Source organism: Bacillus cereus group sp. MG4 (genome assembly GCF_040460055.1).
Taxonomy (GTDB): Bacteria; Bacillota; Bacilli; order Bacillales; family Bacillaceae_G; genus Bacillus_A; species Bacillus_A wiedmannii.
Genome location: NZ_JARVGZ010000001.1, coordinates 3,770,380 through 3,792,269, shown reverse-complemented (window position 1 = coordinate 3,792,269; position 21,890 = coordinate 3,770,380). Strand labels below are relative to the sequence as shown.

Sequence of the window (21,890 nt, the reverse complement as noted above, 5' to 3'; positions counted from 1 at the left end):
TTTTGTTAATAATTAGCAAATTTGAGATTACATCTTCTTTCACTAATATGGTTAATACTATATTGTAAAATCTCATATTCAAGATTTTTAATAAGTATTTTGTATTACCACTACTCTTTCAAACAGATTTCAGTTAAACAAATTGTTATATACACATATCATCTATGTTAAAGGAGAAAAACAATGAAAAAGTTATTTATTTCACTAACAGTTCTTTTCGTTCTTGTTATGAGCGCTTGTAGCAATGGCTCTACAGACAAAAAGAACGATGCAAAAGGTAGTAAATCAGAAACAATTACATACCAATCTGAAAATGGTAAAGTAGAAGTTCCTGCAAATCCAAAACGTGTTGTTGTTTTATCATCATTCGCTGGTAACGTAATGTCATTAGATGTAAATCTTGTTGGGGTAGATTCATGGTCTAAACAAAACCCACGCTTTGATAGCAAACTGAAAGATGTTGCTGAAGTATCAGATGAAAATGTTGAAAAAATCGCTGAACTAAATCCAGATTTAATCATTGGTTTATCAAATATTAAAAATGTTGATAAGTTAAAGAAGATCGCTCCTACTGTAACGTACACTTACGGAAAAGTTGATTACTTAACTCAGCATTTAGAAATCGGTAAATTATTAAACAAAGAAAAAGAAGCAAAAACTTGGATTGATGACTTCAAGAAACGTGCACAAGACGCTGGTAAAGAAATTAAAGCAAAAATCGGTAAAGATGCAACAGTTTCTGTTGTAGAAAACTTCAACAAACAGCTTTATGTATACGGCGAGAACTGGGGCCGTGGAACAGAAATTCTGTACCAAGAAATGAAATTAAAAATGCCTGAAAAAGTAAAAGAAAAAGCATTAAAAGAAGGTTACTACGCATTATCTACTGAAGTATTACCTGAATTTGCTGGTGATTACTTAATCGTAAGTAAAAACAAAGATACTGATAACTCATTCCAAGAGACAGAATCATATAAAAACATCCCAGCAGTAAAAAATAATCGCGTATACGAAGCAAACATGATGGAATTCTATTTCAATGATCCACTTACATTAGATTTCCAACTAGACTTCTTCAAGAAGAGCTTTCTTGGTAAATAATACAAACATGAGGAATTCTTAATTTAAGAATTCCTCTTCCTTTATTCTATGAACAGAAAAGATGTGAAACGAATGACAAAAGATCACGACAATCCACGTTCTATAGCTTTTACATACAAACTAATTTTGAGTATAATTGCATTCTTTCTTATTTTTATGGTAGCAATGGTATTAGGTGCTGCCGATACTTCAATAAAAGACGTATGGTTAGCACTTACTTCCTCCGCTAAGGGAGACAAAATATCTATTATTCGCGAAATACGTTTGCCACGTGAAGTTGCTGCTATCTTTGTAGGAGCTGGACTTGCTGTTTCTGGAGCAATTATGCAAGGATTAACACGAAATCCACTTGCAGATCCTGGGTTATTAGGGCTATCTGGTGGAGCAAATGCTGCGCTTGCACTGACACTTGCTTCCAATCCTTCCATCAGCTATCTTTACTTAACATTTGCTTGCTTTATCGGTGCTGCAATTGGCGCAATTATGGTATTTGGAATTGGTATGGTGAAAAAAGGAGGGCTGTCCCCTCTTCGAATTGTATTAGCCGGTGCTGCCGTTTCAGCATTTCTACTCGCAATTTCAGAAGGAGTCGGCATTTACTTCAAAATTTCACAAGATGTATCGCTTTGGACTGCTGGGGGCGTAATTGGAACTACTTGGAGCCAATTGAAAATTATTATTCCAGTCATTTCAATTAGTATCTTTATCGCTATCTTACTAGCAAAAAAGTTGACAGTTCTTAGTTTTAGTGAAGAAGTGGCTATTGGACTAGGTCAAAAAATTATTGTTATTAAAACCATTCTATTTATCATTATTATCTTACTTGCTGGTGCTTCTGTAGCGCTTGTCGGAAATATGGCATTTATCGGTTTAATGGTACCTCACATGGTACGCCCAATTGTCGGTCCAGATTACCGATTTGTTATACCGATGTCAGCAATTGCTGGAGCTTCCTTTATGCTACTTGCAGATACAATCGGACGTACTATTAACGCTCCATACGAAACGCCAGTTGCCGCTATTGTCGCAATTGTAGGGCTACCATTCTTCCTATTCGTCGTACGTAAAGGAGGAAAAACATTCTCATGATGCAATCTATTCTAAGAAAACAACGTCTTATTATACTCGCTTTACTAATACTGACCATCACCACCATTGTAGTTGGAATGGGACTTGGTTCAGCATCTTTATCCTATGATCGACTACTCCCAACATTAATGGGACAAGGGACTTTTAAAGAGGAGTTTGTTTTATACTCTTTAAGACTACCTAGAATTGTTATTACATTATTAGCTGGTATGGCTCTCGCTTTATCAGGGGCTATTCTGCAAGGAATTACTCGAAATGATTTAGCTGAACCTGGTATTCTCGGAATCAACTCTGGGGCCGGTGTTGCTGTTGCTATTTTCTTTTTATACTTTCCAATAGATGTAGGTTCATTTCTTTACTTACTACCTGTCGTTGGATTTATCGGGGCATTTCTGACAGCTGTTCTAATCTACGTATTTTCATATAGTAAATCAACTGGACTTCAGCCGGTGCGATTAACATTAACCGGTATCGGTTTTGCATTTGCACTGTCTGGAACGATGATTGTCCTTATTTCATCCGCAGATCGTATGAAAGTAGACTTTATTTCAAAATGGATTTCCGGAAATATTTGGGGAGATGACTGGATCTTCGTTTTAGCAATGCTCCCATGGTTAATCGTATTAATTCCGTTCGTTTTCTATAAAGCAAATCGATTAAACATTCTAGCATTAAACGAACCAGTCGCAATCGGTGTTGGAATTGAAATTGAAAAAGAACGCAGATACTTATTAGTTGCAGCCGTTGCGCTTGCAGCTGCAGCTGTTTCCGTAACAGGAGGAATTAGCTTTATCGGACTAATGGCTCCTCATATCGCGAAATCTTTAGTAGGTCCGAGACATCAAATTTTCATGCCTATCGCCCTTTTAATCGGCGGATGGCTATTGCTATTAGCAGACACAATCGGACGAAACATCGTTGATCCTAATGGCATCCCAGCAGGTATTGTCGTTGCTTTAATTGGTGCTCCTTACTTTATGTATTTGTTGCTTAAGAAGGCATAGAAATACCCTCAAGAGTGAAATCTTGAGGGTATTTCTTCATTTACTGCTGTCCATACCCTTCAAACTTCTTCGCCAAATTCGCCATCTCATCTTCTGGCAATAGCTTCGGCTCTCCGACGCTTTTCGTTTGATAATAAATTTGCGCACAAAACTCAATTTCTTCTGCAACAGTAAACGCCATTTTTATGTTATTCGCACCTGCAATTAAACCGTGGTTCTCAAGTAAAACAGCACGACGATCAATCATGCCTTCAAAAGCAGCATCTGCTAATTGCTTCGTACCAAATGTTTCATACGGTGCACAGCGTACATTCGGGCCTGCGAAAGCAATTAAATATGATACAGCAGGAAGCTCCCACCCTAATGATGCAATCGTCTTCGCATAAGGTGAATGTGTATGCACAAGCGCATTTATATCTTCACGATTTCTATAATAAATAAGATGCATATCGAGCTCGCTTGACGGTTTTCTCTCTCCCTCTACCACTTCACCATCTAAGTTTAATATAACTACATCTTCAGGTTTTGTTTCATAATACTCTAAACCACTTGGGCTAATCGCAACAAGACCTTGCTCGCGATTGAAAATACTAATATTGCCGCCTGTCCCCTTTGTTAAACCGCTAGAAATCATTTTCTTTCCATACGCTACAATTTCTTCTCTTTCTTTTTGTAATAACATATACATCCCCCTAAGTATGAAGCTTATGATGACTGACTTCTTAAATCTATCTACTTATTGAAATAGCTTTTTTAAGTTCTCCGTAAACGGTGCTTTTACAATCCCTTTTTCCGTAATAATCGCTGTTACATTTTCATATGGCGTAACATCAAAGGCCGGATTATATACTTTACTTTCTTTCGGAGCAGAATATTGTCCGAAGCGATTAATCACTTCAGAAGCATCTCTTTCCTCAATTGGAATTTCTTTTCCTGTCGGTGTTTTTAAGTCAATTGTCGGTGTTGGTGCTGCTACATAAAACGGAATGTTGTAGTATTTCGCTAGAATAGATACGCCTAATGTCCCAATTTTATTTGCTACATCACCGTTTGCTGCCACACGGTCACATCCAACGATTACCGCATCAATCTTTCCTTGTGACATGACCATAGCCGCCATATTATCCGTAATAACAGTAACATCAATCCCCGCTCGTTGTAGTTCTAATGCTGTTAACGTTGAACCTTGTAATCTTGGACGTGTTTCATCTGAAAAGATTTTTAAGTCCCATCCTTTTTCTTTCGCTAAGTACATTGGAGCTGTCGCAGTACCATACTTAGTCGTCGCTAACGCACCAGCATTACAATGTGTTAATACACCCATTCCATCATGGAATAATGTTAATGCATGTTCTCCGATTTGACGGTTAATTTCTTCATCTTCTCTATGAATCTCTTTTGCCTCTTCTAGTAATCTATCTTTCAACTGAGCGATTGATAAATGCGCGTTCTCTGCCGCGACTGTCTCCATTCTTTCAAGTGCCCAAAATAAATTTACTGCTGTTGGCCTTGATGTTGCCAAATATGCACATACCTTTTTGACTTCCTCTATAAAGTCTTCCATCTTACTTTGAGTAACTTCCTTTGTTCCTAAATACACACCATAAGCTGCTGAAACACCAATTGCTGGTGCTCCTCGTACTTTCATTACTTGAATGGCATCCCACACACCTTCAGCTGTCTTGAAAGATTCATAGACAACCTCATTCGGTAATAATGTTTGATCTAATAAAACTAAAGCATCATCTTTCCACTGAATGGGTATTAATTGCTCTTCCATCATCTTCTCCCCTTACTTCGCGTAGTGCATTGACTGTTCTTTTAACGTTTCTACAAAACTTGTGCCTGTTTTATATTGATTAGCCCGTAAAATAAATTTCTTCGCTACTTGAAGACAAATACGTTCTGCTCTAGCACGTGCCTCCTCATTCTCAATACAAGTAATATCTTTCACTTTCGCTAGCCCAACAATACGACGAATTAACTCAAGGCCCGTCACTGCAGCTGTATCCTCTAATACAGATTGTAAATATACTTCGTTAAAGCCTTCTTCCTTCGCCATAATCTCGGTCACATGAATATTCCAAGCATCTAAAAACTTCTTCTTAAATAAATCAATTACCTCTACCATTGTCGATTGTAGCCAACCCATATACGTATCTTTCTCAGCTCCAAGCGCCATGGTCGCATCTGCATTCACCCAAGCAAAAATTAAATTCGCCATTACATTCCCAACGTCATATCCCATTGGTCCATAAAAGGCAAACTCAGGATCAATAATCTTCGTAGAATCATTTTTCACAAAAACAGAACCAGTATGCAGATCACCATGAATAAGCGCCTGTGCATTCGTCATAAAAGAAAACTTAAGTTTTGCTACTTCTAAACGAAGCTCTTTATCACTATAAATATGTTCTCTAATCCATCCTTCGTTTAATTGAAACAATTCGTTGCGTTTATTATGATTTGTAAACGGCTCTGAATATACGAGGTCCTCTGTAATCTCACACAACTCAGGATTTATATAATTCTTCACGAGTTCCTTCTTCTCTTTATGATTCATTACAACATCTGATGTTAATAGAAGAGTGTTTACCATAAAAGTAGTTAAATCATCAGCAAGCCTAGGACACATTTGATGATTTATGAGCGCTGTACGTAATATTGTATGGTCCGATAAATCTTCCATTACGCAACAATTCATCACACTATCAAACAAATACACCTTTGGAACAAGCCCAGGTGCTAACTCCTCCTCTAACTGCAAAACATCTGATTCTATACGAATACGATTCGTCGACAACTTAAACTCATCTGAAATCCTTGCTGTATCCCCAGCTTGCTTTACAATGACAGAAATATTCTTCTGTTCATCCCAAACGCGGAATACATAATTTAAATTACCATCGCCTATTTCTTTACACTGTAACCCCTTTGCATGTTCGAACTTAGGTAATTTCTCTTGCACATATGCAATCACATCTTTAGCTTCCATTAAAAAATACTTTGTGAACTTAGACATGGTTTCCCCTCCACACTAATTGTAAGCGTTTTCTAAAGATCGTAAAAAATAATAGGGTGAAATTTTTTCATCCTATATTATATCTTCTTCTTTTTGAAAGGTATATCTAGGTTTTATTATATCTTGTTAGCACCTTGAGTCAATGTTTCTATATCATTGCAATATACTTCCTAATTATATATTTGAGATGACAAAAATTGTTCAAAAAGATTCTAATTCATTTTATTTTATTTATCGCACAATTCTTTGTAAAATAGAAATAAGCAATCCTTTTCAAATCCACAACTTCTAAGAAATATTCCCTTCCTAACAATTTATACTTACACCATGTCTCTAACATACGCACTACTCTTTTACATACTCGTTGAAAATCGATTACATGAAACTACCTTTTAATTCTCTAACAACCTTAATTGAGAATAAATATTAATTAAATTGATATAAAGTTGGTTTATTCACTTGACAAAATAACCACTTCTATATGATAATTAATATCGAATTAGAATTATTATAGTTAATTAAAAAATATATTTTATGAGCACACTATTTTTTGATGCTCAAAACCAACATTTAGGAGGAATTTTAATATGTTATTAATCGGCACAGAAGTAAAACCGTTTAAAGCTAATGCTTACCATAATGGAGAATTTATCCAAGTTACTGACGAAAGTTTAAAAGGAAAATGGAGTGTAGTTTGTTTCTACCCAGCTGACTTCACATTCGTTTGCCCAACTGAACTTGAAGACTTACAAAACCAATATGCAACTCTTAAAGACTTAGGCGTTGAAGTATACTCTGTATCTACAGACACTCACTTCACTCACAAAGCATGGCATGATAGCTCAGAAACTATCGGCAAAATCGAATACATTATGATTGGTGACCCAACTCGCACAATCACTACAAACTTCAACGTTTTAATGGAAGAAGAAGGTCTTGCTGCTCGTGGTACATTCATCATCGATCCAGACGGCGTTATCCAATCTATGGAAATCAATGCTGACGGTATCGGCCGTGACGCAAGCATTCTTGTTAACAAAATTAAAGCAGCTCAATACGTACGTAACAACCCAGGTGAAGTTTGCCCAGCTAAATGGCAAGAGGGTTCTGCAACACTTAAACCAAGCCTTGACCTTGTAGGCAAAATCTAAGGAGTTCGATCAAAATGATACTAGATGCAGATATAAAAACACAACTATCCCAATACCTTCAGTTAATGGAGAACAATATTTTACTTAAAGTAAGCGCTGGAGACGACGACGTATCTAAAGATATGTTAGCTCTAGTAGACGAATTAGCTACTATGTCATCTAAGATTACAGTAGAAAAAGTTGAATTAGAGAGAACACCAAGCTTTAGCGTAAATCGCCCTGGTGAAGACACTGGTGTAGTATTCGCTGGTATTCCATTAGGACACGAATTTACTTCATTAGTGTTAGCTTTACTACAAGTAAGTGGACGCGCTCCAAAAGTTGAACAAAAATTAATCGATCAAATTAAAAACATTCAAGGCGAATATCATTTTGAATCTTATATCAGCCTAAGTTGTCATAACTGTCCTGATGTTGTACAAGCTCTTAACGTAATGAGCGTTCTAAACTCTGGTATTACACATACTATGATTGATGGCGCTGCATTCAAAGAGGAAGTAGAAAGCAAAGACATCATGGCAGTACCAACAGTTTTCCTAAACGGCGAATCTTTCGGAAGCGGTCGTATGACACTTGAAGAAATTTTAGCTAAAATGGGTAACGGTCCAGATGCATCAGAGCTTTCTGATAAAGATCCTTACGATGTTCTTGTTGTTGGTGGCGGCCCTGCTGGTGCAAGTGCAGCAATTTATGCAGCACGTAAAGGCATCCGTACTGGTATCGTTGCTGAGCGCTTCGGCGGTCAAGTAATGGATACTATGGGCATTGAGAACTTCATCAGCGTAAAACGCACTGAAGGTCCTAAGCTAGTAGCAAGTCTTGAAGAGCACGTAAAAGAATACGACATCGATGTAATGAATCTACAACGTGCAAAACGTTTAGAGAAAAAAGAACTTATTGAAGTGGAACTTGAAAACGGCGCTATTCTGAAAAGTAAGAGCGTAATCGTTTCAACAGGTGCTCGCTGGCGTAACGTTGGCGTACCAGGTGAAGCTGAGTTCAAAAATAAAGGTGTAGCATACTGCCCACACTGTGACGGTCCATTATTCATCGGAAAAGACGTAGCAGTTATCGGCGGAGGTAACTCTGGTATTGAAGCAGCTATCGACTTAGCAGGTATCGTTAAGCACGTAACTGTTCTTGAATTCATGCCAGAATTAAAAGCTGATGCTGTATTACAAGAGCGTCTTAACAGCTTACCAAACGTAACTGTTCTGAAAAACGTTCAAACGAAAGAAATCACTGGTACTGATAAAGTAAACGGTATTTCTTACATCGATCGTGAAACTGAAGAAGTTCATCACGTTGAATTACAAGGTGTATTCGTACAAATCGGTCTTGTGCCAAACACAGACTGGTTAGGCGAAACAGTTGAACGCGCTCGCGGTGAAATCGTAACAGACAAGCACGGAGCTACGAACGTACCAGGAGTGTTTGCTGCAGGTGACTGTACAAATAATCCGTACAAACAAATCATCATCTCTATGGGTTCAGGTGCAAACGCAGCTTTAGGTGCATTTGATTACTTAATCCGTAACTAATTTATAGACGTGAGTAAAAGACGCGCTCCCAATTGGGAGCGCGTCTTTTTTTATTACATTATATGATCGTCAAATTCCTTCCAGCATATTAAAGATATCGTCTGATAATATTGCTACTCCCCAAGCACCCATACATTAACACTTCAATCTATACACTAAAAACCTCTCATTCCCATTCTTCTCATAAGCACCTGGCAATCTAACTTCCCTCTTTAATTCAAACGCAGTCTGATTTTCTAAGAAGAAAATATAGTCCTCAGAAGGATAATATAAAATAATATCCACTTCTCTCTCCGCCTCTTCTACCGAAAGTAAAATATTATTTACTACGCTCATAAACACTTGTACAGAAAATGGATTAAAGAAATAAAACCGATTATCACGTGGATCAATCTCATATTGCTGCGCTAAACAACATTCAAATCCAATTTTATCTTTACTGTTTCTTACCTTGCGTGCATAACGTTCAAGATTATCCATTGCTTCTTTATAAAACTCTTCATTCATTTCAATTCCAACCGCTGAAGCGCCACACTTATGGTGCATGTAAAAGTTTAATCGTCCTTTTCCGCATCCAAAGTCTACAACCTGGTCGCTACTTCTTATTTCATATTGATTCAATAACTCATCTAATCCGCTATACGGCGTCGGTTCATAACGGTGATAATGCATAGACTTGTTAAATCCTTTTTGCTCACCGACTGTTTTTATATGTAAAACTGCATCGTAATATTGTTCCTTCATTCGTTTTCTCCTATTAAAAAATGGTACTTATTATTATACACCATGTACTGGAGACTCATTTTTTATCAAATTAATAGGTACGTGAAATTATATTAACGATTTTCTTAATATATCTATCGTAACTTCAAATATATCAACGATTTTCTCAATATATCTATCATAACTCAAAATATATCAACGATTTTTCAAATATATCGACGTACCGACAATTCACGACAAAAAAACAGGAGCTATCTAGCCCCTGTCCTCTAATACCTTTAATACAGTTTGCTTCAATATTTCTACTCCATCCATAATACAACTATGATCGAACTTCATATACGGATGGTGTAATCCAGGTTGTAGGTTTGCACCTAGTCCAAGCATGACAGCTTTTAAATGTGGTCTCTTCACTGTGTAGTAATGAAAATCATCGCTTCCTGTCGTATACAGCGGTCCAGTGCACCCCTCTTCCCCGTATACTTCAAGAATGCCTTTTCGCATAAAGCGCTCAGCTTCTTCTGACACTTCAGCTCCTGGTGCAAGATCAATCCACTCATAACATACTTTAGATCCCATTGATTCCGCTGATAGAATTACTCGCTCTATTTTTTGCTTCAATTCATTTAGTAATATATTATTTTCTGCTCTGACATCTAAGCTAAAATGCCCGTTACCTGGAATGATATTTAAATTATCTCCACCAGCTTGGCACCTTGTCATCTTCACTGAATATGAACTTTGCGGTGGTAGCCATATATTTTTCAAACCGATATTGATCATAGAAATGACGTCAATTGCATTTATCCCTTGATGTGGGCGTGCCCCATGTGCATCATCTCCATGAATCGTTCCTTCTAAAAATCCTGCTGCTCCGTGACGAATAGACGGAGCAGCTTGTTTCAAAGGCAGTTCTTCAATCGGTCTTAGATGAACACCAAATAAGAAATCAGCATCATCCACAGCACCCTTATCTACCATCTTTAAAGAACCATTTCCTTTTTCCTCTGCCGGCTGAAAAATAAATCTAATCGTTCCACTATCCCATCTCATATTTTTCAATTGTAAAATAAGCCCCATCACAATTGTCATATGAGCATCGTGACCACATGAATGATTCGCCTTAAACTCTCCGTCCACTTCTTGCCAAAGTGCATCCATATCGGCACGAATTGCAATAACTGGATTTCCGCTTCCAATTTCAGCAATCACGCCTGGGCAATCATCAAATATTTTATATGAAATTCCTTCTTCTTTTAAAAAGTTAGTAATATACGCTGTCGTTTCATACTCTTTCCAACTCACTTCAGGGTTTTCATGTAAATGCTGAAAAATTTCAGTTAACCGCTCTTGTAATTCTAATGTTTTCAAAGCTACATTCTCCTTCCCAAATTTCAAAACCATTCAGGTTAATTATACTTATGAAAAACAGATGTTTTTATGAACATATTGAATTTTAAGAAAAAAGTCAATTGTTTATTTTTAAATACGATCGACAACTTATTTCCACTCACTTTATAACGATAGAACATTCCTTATTTTCTGTTTTTTATTGACGCTCATATCATTTTTTAGTTATTATAATTTAATAACGTCTATTTTGCGACAATTCTAAAAATACAAACATACATAATGAGGAGGCAATTTATGAAAAAAGAAATACCTTTTGGCGTAGCAATAATCCCTATTATCATTACAGTTGCAGTTATGATGGTTACAATTGTTGTATTAAAACAAAGCCCTCACGTCCCACTTATTATCGGTACAACCGTTGCTTCTATCGTTGCTTGGCGTTACGGTTACAAATGGAACGACATTGAAGAAGCAATGTATAAAGGAATCCGCCTCGCATTACCCGCTATCGTTATCATTATTCTAGTAGGTTTAACGATTGGTGCTTGGATTGGCGGCGGAATCGTCGCAACAATGATTTATTACGGTTTAAATCTTTTAACTCCATCACTATTTTTAGTTTCAATTACAATTATTTGTTCTATTGTTGCATTAGCTATCGGTAGCTCTTGGTCTACAATGGGAACAATTGGGGTTGCAGGAATGGGAATTGGCCTAAGTATGGGAATCCCAGCTCCAATGGTTGCCGGTGCTATCATTTCCGGTTCTTATTTCGGCGATAAAATGTCACCGCTTTCAGACACGACAAACTTAGCTGCAGGATTAACAAATACAGATCTATTCACACATATTCGTCATATGTTATTTACTACAATCCCAGGTTTAATTATTACTCTTATCGTTTATGCATTCTTAGGAAGAAACTTTGGAGCAAACAATATTGATGCAAAAGGTATCGATCAAACATTACAAGTATTGCAACAAAACTTTGTTATCTCGCCTTTCCTATTAATTATACCTGTAGTCGTTATGGTATTGGTCGCAAAAAAAGTTCCTGCTATACCAGCTATTCTCGTAGGTATTATTTTAGGATTTTTATCACAAGTCTTTATTCAAGGTGGTTCTGTCTCCGCATCTGTCGGTGCACTCCAAAATGGGTTTGTCATAGACACTGGTAACAAGCTAGTAGACGAACTCTTTAACCGCGGTGGCTTAAATTCGATGATGAATACAGTTTCTATGACAATTGTCGCTATGACTTTTGGAGGAGTATTAGAACATACTGGAATTCTTCGCTCAATTGTAAATCAAATTTTAAAATTAGCGACATCAGCAAAAGGACTTATCGCTTCTACTATCGCATCTTGCTTTGCAACCAACCTTACTTGCTCTGAACAATATATTTCGATTGTTGTTCCTTCAAGAATGTACGCAAATGCATATACAGAAAAAGGACTACATTCTAAAAATTTATCCAGAGCATTAGAAGATGGCGGAACATTAACTTCTGTTTTCGTACCTTGGAATACATGTGGTGTATTTATACTCGCAACACTTGGAGTTGGCGCATTCGAATATGCTCCTTATGCTATATTGAATTTCATCGTACCTATTATTTCAATCATTTACGGCATAACTGGTCTCACAATTACGAAACTATCAGACATTGAAAAAGCGGAACTATTAAAAAAACAAAAGGCTCAACTAGAAGCTTAAAGATACCGGTAAATTCATTTCATATATTGCGCGAGGGCGCCCTTGTTGATAGGGCATTTCCTCGCCGCAAATATGAGCATACCTATAATCAACTAGTTTCTTTAATAACCTTTCTGTTGATCGGCGAGTCACTTGTAAGTATTCAGAAAGATCTGCTGCTGTAAACTTCAATGATGGATGTGATTGACTAAATTGAATAATTTTTGACAAGTTGGCTGGACTAAGTTTCGTTTCCTTCGCTATTTTCATGAGTTCTGGGTTGTCATTCTTCAAACTTTGTACTCTCTGTTCTTTCGGGAACGGACCAAATAGTTCTTTATCACTTGTTAGTATATAAAAACAGTGGTCTATTGGATTATTCTTCGCGAAACTTTGAGCGATTTTAGCATTTTGCTCCGCTTCTTTCACAGTTTTTCCGTAACCAAATCCAATAGCTATTGTTCCTTCTATACTCGCAAATAAATGATTTATTATATTTGTTTTTATAATCGATTCAATATCACCACGAGTCGTATACAAAATGAATGTCATTTCATCAACTTTTTTAAATGAACCACGTAGTTCTTTTGAAATGACATCTAATTGCTCAAGCAAACCTTCTCGTAATTCTAAAGAAGAAATCATACAAGCACCAACAGTAGCTGAATGGCTTTTTGCTAACTCAGCTTTTATTTTCGCATCTTTTAATCCATGTATAATGGATTGCTTCGGATCTATCATACGCTCTGAAGGAATACCTATTTTTTGAAGTTCATCATAGACAGCGTGAATACTAGTTAAAGCTAAATGAGCATCTCCAGATTCATATTTAGCTACATGAAAATCAATAACTCTATTTATTTCATCTTTACTCCACAGCATGTTTTCATAATCAAACACTTGTGGACTTTCTTTTATACCGATATCATGGAACACATTTGTAATGAATGAGCGGTCTACTAAATCAATTGAAATGTTATGTGGTTCAATACGTTGATGATACATGACAGAAAGAATGGAAGATGCGACAGTTGTCTCGTCTTGCTGTAAGTACGTACTTGGAATTCGTAATTGTTCTCTTATTTCTTTTGCCATATAATAAGGTAAAGCACCTGAGAAAAAGATGAAATCACAAGGCTTTAAACGCTTTAATAGTTCAGAAGATTCTGCCGGATGAAGGTAAATATATGGATCAATCTCTATTTCTTCTAGTTTATGGGCAACAGGTAAAAGTGTCTCCATAAACTCTTTTGAACCGACAACTGCAATTTTTATCATCATTTCTCTAACTCCTTATCATTAATTAACGACTATTTAACGTCAACTATATCAAATGTACAAAACTATTGTAAACAGGAAGGGGTCTCTATCCAATGAAAATTACAGCTATTCAACTTTACGCAATTCGTTTACCGCTTCTCAATCCGTTTGTTATTAGTTATGGTTCTTATTCTGATATGCCTTCTATTATCGTCAAAATGGAAACAGATGAAGGCATTATCGGTTTCGGTGAAGGCGTTGCTGATGATCACGTTACAGGCGAATCATGGGAAAGTACTTTCCATACTTTAAAACATACGCTAGCACCTGCCCTCATCGGAGAAAATCCAATGAATATCGAGAAAATACACGATATGATGGATAATACAATTTACGGTGTTCCTACTGCGAAAGCAGCAATAGATATTGCTTGTTTTGATATAATGGGTAAAAAATTACATCAACCTGTATATCAATTAATTGGCGGGCGCTACCATGAGGAATTTCCTGTTACTCACGTCTTAAGCATCGCTGCTCCAGAAGAGATGGCTGAAGAAGCCGCTTCTATGATTCAAAAAGGTTACCAATCTTTCAAAATGAAAGTCGGTACAAATGTAAAAGAAGATGTAAAACGAATTGAAGCAGTACGTGAACGTGTAGGAAATGATATAGCGATTCGTGTTGATGTAAACCAAGGGTGGAAAAATAGTGCAAACACATTAACGGCACTTCGTTCATTAGGGCATTTAAACATCGACTGGATTGAACAGCCTGTCATTGCAGACGATATTGACGCAATGGCTCACATTCGTTCTAAAACAGACATTCCACTTATGATTGATGAAGGATTAAAAGGTTCTCGTGAAATGCGCCAAATTATAAAATTAGACGCGGCTGATAAAGTAAATATAAAACTAATGAAATGTGGCGGCATATATCCAGCTGTAAAACTCGCTCATCAAGCTGAAATGGCAGGCATTGAATGCCAAGTTGGATCCATGGTTGAATCATCTGTTGCCTCTTCCGCAGGATTCCATGTCGCCTTTTCGAAAAAAATTATTACGAGCGTTGAACTTACAGGTCCATTAAAATTCACGAAAGACATCGGAAACTTACATTACGACGTACCATTTATTCGCTTAAACGAAAAGCCAGGACTCGGCATTGAAATAAATGAAGATACATTACAAGAACTAACCGTCTTTCAAGGCGTTGTACGCTAAAGGAGGACTAACGCATGACAGTTCTATACGAAGGATCATTAAAACAAAATAACGAACCATTTCACGTTACATTACTAACACTAGAGAACATTGAACAAATCTTATCATTACAAAACGTTGTAGTTGAGGCGCTAGAGGATAAAAGTCGATTACAACCACTCTCGTTAGAAGAGTTTCAATACATTCTAGAAGGAAACGGCATGATGATCGGTGCTTTTATCGAAAACAAACTCATCGCATTTCGTGCCCTGCTCGTCCCTCCTATCGACGAAGAACATTTAGGACTTGATATTGGCATACCAGAAAGCGAACTACATCGCGTCATCTATCAAGAAATTTCAAATGTTCACCCGAACTGCCGCGGAAATGGGATGCAAAAAATATTAGCGACAGTCATCATGGACGAATTACAAAAAGAAGATAGCAAATACGATTACGTTTGTTGCACCGTTTCCCCTTTTAACATTCCGAGTTTAAAGGATAAATTTGTGCAAGGAATGGAGATTGCTGCGCTGAAGGAGAAGTATGGTGGTAGTCTGCGGTATGTTTTTGTGAAGGAATTGCGTGGAGGCAAGGAAAGAAATTGGACGGATGTTAAGAGTGTTCCGATGAGTGACGCTGTTGGACAGCAGGCGTTGCTTTCGGAAGGGTATCGTGGGTATGAGATGGAAAAAATAGACGATACTTTTATTGTGAAGTTTGGACGATAATCTATAAGTAAAAAGGAAGGGATATCCCTTCCTTTTTACTTTCTCTTCACCAAACGATTCTATGGTAACTGAAATTATATCAACGATTTTTCAAGTATATCTATCATTACTCACAATATATCAACGATTTTTCAAATATATCTATCGTAACTCACAATATATCAACGATTCGACAAAGAATATCGATTTACCGACAAAAATCGATATTCCTTACTAAACCGTCATCTTCCAACTAGATAACGCTAACCAATTCTCCATTTCCTTATAATCAGGCATTATCTTCCCGACAAGACGCCAAAAAGAGCGATCATGGTTTAAATGAACCATATGGCACATTTCATGAACAACTACATAATCAATTACTTGCTGTGGTGCCATCGCTAACTTCCAATTAAATGTTAGCTGTAAATTTGAATCACAAGTGCCCCACGTACGGCTACTATCTGTAATACGTATAGAACGCGGTTTTGTTTTGAAGTTAATTTGATGCACTTTAATACTCTTCTCTACTAATGACTTACACTGCTTATAGTAAAATCGTTTTAACGCTTGTTGTATTTTCTCATCCTTAAGCTCTTTCACATAAATATGTAGCTTATCCTCTTCAAACACTGCATTGTCTTGCGTAATATTTGCATCTTGAGAAACCTGTATCGGATACGTATTCCCTAAATACAGAAAACCCTCTCCTTGATCATAATCCTTTTCCTGTGGTCCAAGCGCTCTCTCCTGCATTTCCTTACGTGTTGTCTGGATCCAATCCCACTTCTCCTCTAGCAACTGGACTAAGTATTCAACAGGTGTCCCTTTCGGAGCCTGCACTTCCACATTTCCGTACGAATCTACAAAAAGACGCACCGACTTTTTCTTTTTATAAGTTATATGAAAATTAATTGTCTCACCTAAATATGTATGTACCATTTCATCACCTAGTGTATTATTTTACAAATAAAAAAGAATAGGACACGAACGTCCTACTCTACCTATTATATCATTTACTGTTTCACCGAACTTATTATCCTCTGTACTTTACACCTAATCCCTTAATGAAATTCCTTGCGTATCTATCGCCGCACTCTTTGTAATTTTTATGGCCTTTCTTTCTTAATAGAGCGCCTAACTCTCCTTTTGTTACTGTAACACCTACGCTATCTAATATATCAAGTACATCCTCACTCGTTAAAGATAGTGCGATTTTCATTTTCTTTAGAAGAAGGTTATTCGCACTCTCTTTGCTTTGTACAGGTGCCGGTTGTCCTGGTTTCGGATCTTGCTTCCCTCTTTTTAAAGTAATAAATCCATTTAAAAATGCCTCTAGCATCATCATGTCGCATGTTAATACGTACTCATCTTCGATTACATCATCATTTTCAGCTTCATGCTGAGGTGCTCTCTTTATTTTTGTAAGCATATCAACTACGTCTTCTTTCGTTACTTCCATACCACCAAGTTTAAAGATTTCTACCATATCTATATCTCTTATATCTAAAGCGTACCTTACTCTTTTTAATATATCGTTGTTGCTCATTGCCATTGTTTTTCCTCCTGAAATGTTAAATATAATAATGCTTTTAGCATGTATAAATTAATGTCGTCAAATTACTACTTTAACATTTTAGAGGTAGGTTTTGTAGTCTTAGGTGGATTAATGCTTGTGGGGATGATTTTATTTATTATTAAGAGATACTTCTAATAACGAATTTATTGTATTAGAAATTAAGAAAGGTCCTATCGATAGAAACGCCTTCAATCAAATACTGTAAAAAGTATTTTAGTTTGTAATGGGATAGCTCCTTCCTTTAAGGATGATATTAATAAAGCAAAAAAGGATGGGGATTTACTATTAATTAACACACTTAAAAATGGACTAACCTGATATAGGTTAGTCCATTTCTTTTTATGCAACTCTAATTTAGTAGGCAACTCAAACGTAAATGTTACGCAAAATTCAGGTGAAATAGATTGATTATGTTTACTTAGGTTTTACTTTTTATTTGTGGTACGGTTCACCGTAATATATCTAACGGTAAACCAAGAGGGACATTAAATAATTTTTCAATTTTATTTTTTGTTAAATTTCCCCTCATTATATTTTTACCAAGCAACTTTCACCTTTTTTTCGGTAATTTTAATTTTATCATTTTCTACATAAACATTAGTAGCGAAATGTACGTATTTTTTATCCTCACCTGCTTTAAACATTAATAATATTTCAATTTTATTTTTCCCATCTAACATATACTTTCTCAAGTCCAATTAATACTCATTTTTATATTTAGTTTTATCCAAGCTTATCCCATAATTATGGTTATTTGTCTCTTCGGAAAATTTACTTATATCTACAGATTTTTTTGATGAATTCCCTTTATCCTCAAAAACTTCCGTTAAACCTTTTGACATCTCAAAATCCCCAGAATCTATGTTTGTTGCACCATTGATCCTCATCTGTATATCGAGCTCCTCGATGTTTTGTGTAGTCAATGTAATAGGAATTTTTTTAGTCTCATCTATGTTTATCTCCACACCTTTTTTCCCACCTATTGCTAATGAAGTAAGGGTGAAACTAAAAATCATCCACAAAAAGATGAAATAAACAAAAATGAAAATGAATGAAGATTTCTTTTTTACTCTATTAAATATTTTATGCTCAAATAACTTTGCCTTTTTATATAAAAGATACCCTATAAGCAAAACAACACAAGCAATTATTATCGTAGTTGTAATAATTGTTATGGGCAACTCTTTCTTTGATCCTTCTATCAATACCATTATAAACAAGGATATAAGTATTAATCCGGTACCCATCTTAATTGTTAGAAAAATATTTCTATAACTCTCATCTGCTTTATTAATAGCAGACTTTTGTTCATCGTGATTTTTATAACATCCTAATGTCTTAATCTCGATATACACATAATACAGTGCATGCAATGCAATAAACGATACTACACATGCTGGTAATACAATCATTATATGTTCCACACTATATATTGTTTTTGTATATGCACTATTTGAAAAGGTTTTCCACCAAGCTAGTAAGATGCCTTTAACAATATATATGCTACCTCCAAAAACTGTAAGCATTAGTACCAACCTAGGGATTCTATCTTGAATTATTTTATTATCATTATCCACTACGCATTCCACACTCTCTTTAACAAACTTTAAAACCATTATACGAAAAGCATTTTTCATCTATAAAATCCCCCCCTCTATCTTCTACTTTCAAATAGGGGGGATTTTTTATTGCCATATATCTATTGGAAATACACTCATTCTTTTCCCTCATGTATCAATTTAACAATTTGCGGTTCTTGATACTCAAGATACCCCTTATCAACGTTAGTGATTTCTTCAATAAACTCCGTCGGCAATAATACATTGTATTTTTTAAAGATTTCCTTAGGTATTTCATACCCTTTAAATACATTATTCTCCACCAATAACTCGACAGCTTGTTTTAATGCTATAGGTTTTGATATCGTCTTCACTGTATCTAAAGGCTCAGTTATTCTCCATTTCCGATAACTTATCTGTCTTTGTAGCTTTTGATAATCTTCACTTGAAATTATCCCTAAATTAAATGCTCTCATTACCATAGCACCAATTGAAACTTGCCACTTCTTCTTTAAATGAACATAATAATCTAAGTTTAATGGTTCTAAACTTACATCCCTCGAAAAAGCTTCCTTAGGCAACATAAAACATGCAGCAAATTCATTAGCTTCATCTTCCATTTCCTTATATTCATCTTTTTCTAAACTCTGCGGATCTAGCACTTCGGAATGTAAGACCCAATGTCCTAATTCATGTGCTATGCTAAATTGTTGTCTATAGTAAGAATATTCTTCTCCTTCGAGGACTACAGTGTAGTAAATATTCCCATTAATTTTCGTTTGACTACTAAAAGCATCTACCTTATCCATTTTGTTTGAGATTAAAGAAACAACAAAACCCTGTTCTTCTAAAAGCCTTAAAATGTTATTGACAGGTTTATCTGATAATCCTAGTTCTTTACGTACTTGATAAGCTAACTCTTCAATGGAATGGTCATTATTAATCATTGGTTTTTTCGGCACTTTCGGAAAATCTATATAATAAAAAATATACTATAGATACAATAATTGATATTTATATATATAGTATCAATAAATAAAATATCTATAGGTATGATATTTTATTTATGTCTTAATCTTTTATTGGAAGGAATTTGCATATTATGTTTTATGGTTTATTTATAATAACCTTGGGCACAGTTCTAACATATTATATCTGGAAAATAATTTTCAAAAACTTTATAGTATTAGATAGTTTCATAGGGATTCTCGGTAGCATATTAGGTACTTGGTTTATTACCTTTATAATAATAAGTGCTCATCCTGTTTTTTCACTTGTATTACTCGCTTTTATTATACTCTTTAAAATATTACGTCCCCAAAAAAAGTAATTATTATTAAAATATAAAAAGAATCTTCCTTTAAATTAAGAAGATTCTTTTTATACATACTTATTTTATTAAACCATTTATAATACTAGGGCTCTATTTACTAATTATCTAGAATAGTGTTAATACATTATACAGGTCAAATTGTTAATTTTTTTAACCATCTTAGCATCTATCAATCTTTTCTTCTCTAATGATAGACCTAACATATTATAGACCCTTTGTTTATCATTATAATTAAACATATATAAATAATCTCTTGTCATGTAACATAAAAAAATAGTTGTTCTATCTTTATGGATAGTTTATCGCTATTTATGGTATGGTTGCCACTAACAAAAATTGTTTTGCTGGTCATTTCAAAAGTACCTAATTATTTTAATGACATATAACCCCCTCCCCATGAACAAGTGCTTATCTTAATAATATCGTTTCTGAAAGCATTATATAGACTTCAAGTCATCTATACATCTTGAATTAACATAACTAACGCCTTATTAGCATTGCTCAACACTGAATAAAAAATTTTTTGAGAGATTTTAATCCTTTAGGTTGATGACGATATAACAGATTCCTCTATTTTAAATTTTTATTAACTTCCCTTTTAGATATTATAGATATGCCCTATTATCATAGTGTGATTTCATGCTTATTAATAATTTTTTGTATATATTGATGTTCTTCATTCCAATCAAGTACCTTAAATATATCAATAAGGGTTTTTAAGTAATCTTTGTTGAACTTTCCATTTTCCAATTTAAAATAGGCTAGTTGTCGAATAATTTTGGCATAAAGTGCCTTTGCAGCATCATGGGATGTATGTGCTATATCTTCACTTATTTGGGAATATTTCAAAGCAAGGTAATAATGCTGAGCGTAATCTAGTGAATAGACCGCTAAATTATTTAGTAATACACAAGCAATTTCCATATTTCGATAAAAAGAATAATTTTTTTCAATAGAACGTAAAACTCTTTCCCCTAAAAAAATTGCATTCTCTATTTCGAACATGAATAAACAATTGCAGATCAAAGATAGTTCATAAAAATGATAATTTTCAATTTTAGATAAATACTCTCTGATTGGCTGAAGATATTTTCTAGCAGCATGGTAATCGTTATTACTTTCAATTAGTTGAATAATAGCGCATGAGATCAGTTCAACATGTTTAAAATATGTGTCATCGTATTCTCGAAAATATTTTTTTGAATCTTTCACCAGTCTCCTTAAGCCTTCTTTATTTTTAAGTTTTACTAACTCCCTAAGTCTTTTCTCAACCATTAATTTTATTTTTAAGTACTCGTCATTTAAAAACAAAATAAATTCATCGTAACTGACATTCAAATTGCTTAATAGTTTAATAATTTTTTCAGCGGATGGCATTTTCTTTCCATTTTCAATATCGGAGAGTTGAGAAATAGACATAGTATTACTACAAAGTTCTTTTAGCTTTAATCCTTTGTCGATTCTTAATTGTTGAATTGCTTGACCTATATTTTCTTTCATTTTGACATCCTTTTTATTATTAAAATATTTCGTTATAGCAAAAAAATATATGTTAATTTTTACTATAA

General features: G+C 35.1%; 20 protein-coding genes. 8 read left to right on the top strand and 12 right to left on the bottom strand.

What is annotated here, in order from left to right; translation table 11 throughout:
• Positions 1-183: 183 nt before the first annotated feature.
• Genes QCI41_RS19950 through QCI41_RS19940 form a run of 3 tightly spaced genes read left to right on the top strand, consistent with a single transcriptional unit; the run spans position 184 to position 3,194 of the window.
• Positions 184-1,101, top strand: coding sequence for an iron-hydroxamate ABC transporter substrate-binding protein (locus QCI41_RS19950; protein ID WP_353836859.1), 918 nt, complete (start codon positions 184-186; stop codon positions 1,099-1,101).
• A gap of 48 nt (positions 1,102-1,149) precedes the next feature.
• The gene (locus tag QCI41_RS19945; protein WP_353836860.1) at positions 1,150-2,190 is read left to right on the top strand and encodes a FecCD family ABC transporter permease; all 1,041 of its coding nucleotides are present in this window, start codon (positions 1,150-1,152) and stop codon (positions 2,188-2,190) included.
• Complete coding sequence (locus QCI41_RS19940; protein ID WP_353836861.1) at positions 2,187-3,194, top strand: FecCD family ABC transporter permease; 1,008 nt, start codon at positions 2,187-2,189, stop codon at positions 3,192-3,194. The genes QCI41_RS19945 and QCI41_RS19940 overlap by 4 nt, the downstream gene beginning before the upstream one ends.
• Positions 3,195-3,234: 40 nt before the next feature.
• Here QCI41_RS19940 and QCI41_RS19935 read toward each other — a convergent pair whose 3' ends face one another.
• From QCI41_RS19935 to mtnK, 3 genes are read right to left on the bottom strand one after another with little or no spacing between them, the layout of a single operon-like run.
• On the bottom strand, positions 3,235-3,876 hold the full coding sequence (locus tag QCI41_RS19935) for an L-fuculose-phosphate aldolase (RefSeq protein ID WP_000926561.1): 642 nt from the start codon (positions 3,874-3,876) through the stop codon (positions 3,235-3,237).
• Between the two features lie 54 nt (positions 3,877-3,930).
• Complete coding sequence (gene mtnA, locus QCI41_RS19930; protein ID WP_353836862.1) at positions 3,931-4,974, bottom strand: S-methyl-5-thioribose-1-phosphate isomerase; 1,044 nt, start codon at positions 4,972-4,974, stop codon at positions 3,931-3,933.
• Positions 4,975-4,986: 12 nt separating this feature from the next.
• Positions 4,987-6,216 carry an S-methyl-5-thioribose kinase gene (gene mtnK / locus QCI41_RS19925; protein WP_353836863.1) on the bottom strand — a complete coding sequence of 410 codons (1,230 nt, stop codon included), beginning with the start codon at positions 6,214-6,216 and terminating at the stop codon, positions 4,987-4,989.
• A gap of 587 nt (positions 6,217-6,803) precedes the next feature.
• Between mtnK and ahpC the strand changes: the two genes are divergently transcribed.
• Complete coding sequence (gene ahpC, locus QCI41_RS19920; protein WP_000924420.1) at positions 6,804-7,367, top strand: alkyl hydroperoxide reductase subunit C; 564 nt, start codon at positions 6,804-6,806, stop codon at positions 7,365-7,367.
• 14 nt (positions 7,368-7,381) lie between these two features.
• Entirely contained in the window at positions 7,382-8,908 is a 1,527-nt protein-coding gene (gene ahpF / locus QCI41_RS19915; protein WP_353836864.1) for an alkyl hydroperoxide reductase subunit F, read from the top strand.
• 135 nt (positions 8,909-9,043) lie between these two features.
• Here ahpF and QCI41_RS19910 read toward each other — a convergent pair whose 3' ends face one another.
• A complete protein-coding gene (locus tag QCI41_RS19910; RefSeq protein WP_353836865.1) occupies positions 9,044-9,652 on the bottom strand; it encodes an SAM-dependent methyltransferase in 609 nt (202 codons plus the stop codon).
• 234 nt (positions 9,653-9,886) lie between these two features.
• Positions 9,887-11,002: a M20 peptidase aminoacylase family protein gene (locus tag QCI41_RS19905; RefSeq protein WP_088121182.1), complete on the bottom strand. Its 1,116-nt coding sequence runs from the start codon at positions 11,000-11,002 to the stop codon at positions 9,887-9,889.
• Between the two features lie 276 nt (positions 11,003-11,278).
• On the opposite strand from QCI41_RS19905, the gene nhaC reads away from it, so the two are divergent.
• Positions 11,279-12,700, top strand: coding sequence for a Na+/H+ antiporter NhaC (gene nhaC / locus QCI41_RS19900; RefSeq protein ID WP_254981931.1), 1,422 nt, complete (start codon positions 11,279-11,281; stop codon positions 12,698-12,700).
• Here the strand turns inward: nhaC and QCI41_RS19895 are convergent.
• Positions 12,689-13,960: a transcriptional regulator gene (locus QCI41_RS19895; RefSeq protein ID WP_353836866.1), complete on the bottom strand. Its 1,272-nt coding sequence runs from the start codon at positions 13,958-13,960 to the stop codon at positions 12,689-12,691. The genes nhaC and QCI41_RS19895 overlap by 12 nt on opposite strands.
• Before the next feature lie 92 nt (positions 13,961-14,052).
• Between QCI41_RS19895 and QCI41_RS19890 the strand changes: the two genes are divergently transcribed.
• Positions 14,053-15,162, top strand: a complete 1,110-nt coding sequence (locus QCI41_RS19890) for a mandelate racemase/muconate lactonizing enzyme family protein (protein ID WP_353836867.1) — start codon at positions 14,053-14,055, stop codon at positions 15,160-15,162.
• Positions 15,163-15,176: 14 nt separating this feature from the next.
• On the top strand, positions 15,177-15,872 hold the full coding sequence (locus QCI41_RS19885) for a GNAT family N-acetyltransferase (RefSeq protein WP_353836868.1): 696 nt from the start codon (positions 15,177-15,179) through the stop codon (positions 15,870-15,872).
• A gap of 213 nt (positions 15,873-16,085) precedes the next feature.
• Here QCI41_RS19885 and QCI41_RS19880 read toward each other — a convergent pair whose 3' ends face one another.
• The 6 genes from QCI41_RS19880 to QCI41_RS19855 form a co-directional block, all read right to left on the bottom strand.
• Positions 16,086-16,793 carry a M48 family metallopeptidase gene (locus QCI41_RS19880; RefSeq protein ID WP_088121177.1) on the bottom strand — a complete coding sequence of 236 codons (708 nt, stop codon included), beginning with the start codon at positions 16,791-16,793 and terminating at the stop codon, positions 16,086-16,088.
• Between the two features lie 94 nt (positions 16,794-16,887).
• Entirely contained in the window at positions 16,888-17,406 is a 519-nt protein-coding gene (locus QCI41_RS19875; protein WP_016089521.1) for a YehS family protein, read from the bottom strand.
• A 560-nt stretch (positions 17,407-17,966) separates the two neighbouring features.
• The gene (locus tag QCI41_RS19870) at positions 17,967-18,110 is read right to left on the bottom strand and encodes a hypothetical protein (RefSeq protein ID WP_353836869.1); all 144 of its coding nucleotides are present in this window, start codon (positions 18,108-18,110) and stop codon (positions 17,967-17,969) included.
• 18 nt (positions 18,111-18,128) lie between these two features.
• On the bottom strand, positions 18,129-19,067 hold the full coding sequence (locus tag QCI41_RS19865) for a hypothetical protein (RefSeq protein WP_353836870.1): 939 nt from the start codon (positions 19,065-19,067) through the stop codon (positions 18,129-18,131).
• Between the two features lie 77 nt (positions 19,068-19,144).
• Entirely contained in the window at positions 19,145-19,936 is a 792-nt protein-coding gene (locus QCI41_RS19860) for an ImmA/IrrE family metallo-endopeptidase (protein WP_353836871.1), read from the bottom strand.
• 1,010 nt (positions 19,937-20,946) lie between these two features.
• Complete coding sequence (locus tag QCI41_RS19855) at positions 20,947-21,822, bottom strand: helix-turn-helix domain-containing protein (protein ID WP_353836872.1); 876 nt, start codon at positions 21,820-21,822, stop codon at positions 20,947-20,949.
• Positions 21,823-21,890 lie beyond the last annotated feature (68 nt).

Excerpts from the sequence above, each read along its gene's own strand:
- QCI41_RS19950 (WP_353836859.1), top strand. The coding sequence starts at position 184 with ATGAAAAAGTTATTTATTTCACTAACAGTTCTTTTCGTTCTTGTTATG.
- QCI41_RS19880 (WP_088121177.1), bottom strand. The coding sequence starts at position 16,793 with ATGGTACATACATATTTAGGTGAGACAATTAATTTTCATATAACTTAT.
- nhaC (WP_254981931.1), top strand. The coding sequence starts at position 11,279 with ATGAAAAAAGAAATACCTTTTGGCGTAGCAATAATCCCTATTATCATT.
- QCI41_RS19890 (WP_353836867.1), top strand. The coding sequence starts at position 14,053 with ATGAAAATTACAGCTATTCAACTTTACGCAATTCGTTTACCGCTTCTC.
- QCI41_RS19855 (WP_353836872.1), bottom strand. The coding sequence starts at position 21,822 with ATGAAAGAAAATATAGGTCAAGCAATTCAACAATTAAGAATCGACAAA.
- QCI41_RS19945 (WP_353836860.1), top strand. The coding sequence starts at position 1,150 with ATGAACAGAAAAGATGTGAAACGAATGACAAAAGATCACGACAATCCA.
- ahpF (WP_353836864.1), top strand. The coding sequence starts at position 7,382 with ATGATACTAGATGCAGATATAAAAACACAACTATCCCAATACCTTCAG.
- QCI41_RS19870 (WP_353836869.1), bottom strand. The coding sequence starts at position 18,110 with ATGTTAGATGGGAAAAATAAAATTGAAATATTATTAATGTTTAAAGCA.
- ahpC (WP_000924420.1), top strand. The coding sequence starts at position 6,804 with ATGTTATTAATCGGCACAGAAGTAAAACCGTTTAAAGCTAATGCTTAC.
- QCI41_RS19875 (WP_016089521.1), bottom strand. The coding sequence starts at position 17,406 with ATGGCAATGAGCAACAACGATATATTAAAAAGAGTAAGGTACGCTTTA.
- QCI41_RS19865 (WP_353836870.1), bottom strand. The coding sequence starts at position 19,067 with ATGAAAAATGCTTTTCGTATAATGGTTTTAAAGTTTGTTAAAGAGAGT.
- QCI41_RS19935 (WP_000926561.1), bottom strand. The coding sequence starts at position 3,876 with ATGTTATTACAAAAAGAAAGAGAAGAAATTGTAGCGTATGGAAAGAAA.
- QCI41_RS19940 (WP_353836861.1), top strand. The coding sequence starts at position 2,187 with ATGATGCAATCTATTCTAAGAAAACAACGTCTTATTATACTCGCTTTA.
- QCI41_RS19860 (WP_353836871.1), bottom strand. The coding sequence starts at position 19,936 with ATGATTAATAATGACCATTCCATTGAAGAGTTAGCTTATCAAGTACGT.
- mtnK (WP_353836863.1), bottom strand. The coding sequence starts at position 6,216 with ATGTCTAAGTTCACAAAGTATTTTTTAATGGAAGCTAAAGATGTGATT.
- QCI41_RS19895 (WP_353836866.1), bottom strand. The coding sequence starts at position 13,960 with ATGATGATAAAAATTGCAGTTGTCGGTTCAAAAGAGTTTATGGAGACA.
- QCI41_RS19910 (WP_353836865.1), bottom strand. The coding sequence starts at position 9,652 with ATGAAGGAACAATATTACGATGCAGTTTTACATATAAAAACAGTCGGT.
- mtnA (WP_353836862.1), bottom strand. The coding sequence starts at position 4,974 with ATGGAAGAGCAATTAATACCCATTCAGTGGAAAGATGATGCTTTAGTT.
- QCI41_RS19885 (WP_353836868.1), top strand. The coding sequence starts at position 15,177 with ATGACAGTTCTATACGAAGGATCATTAAAACAAAATAACGAACCATTT.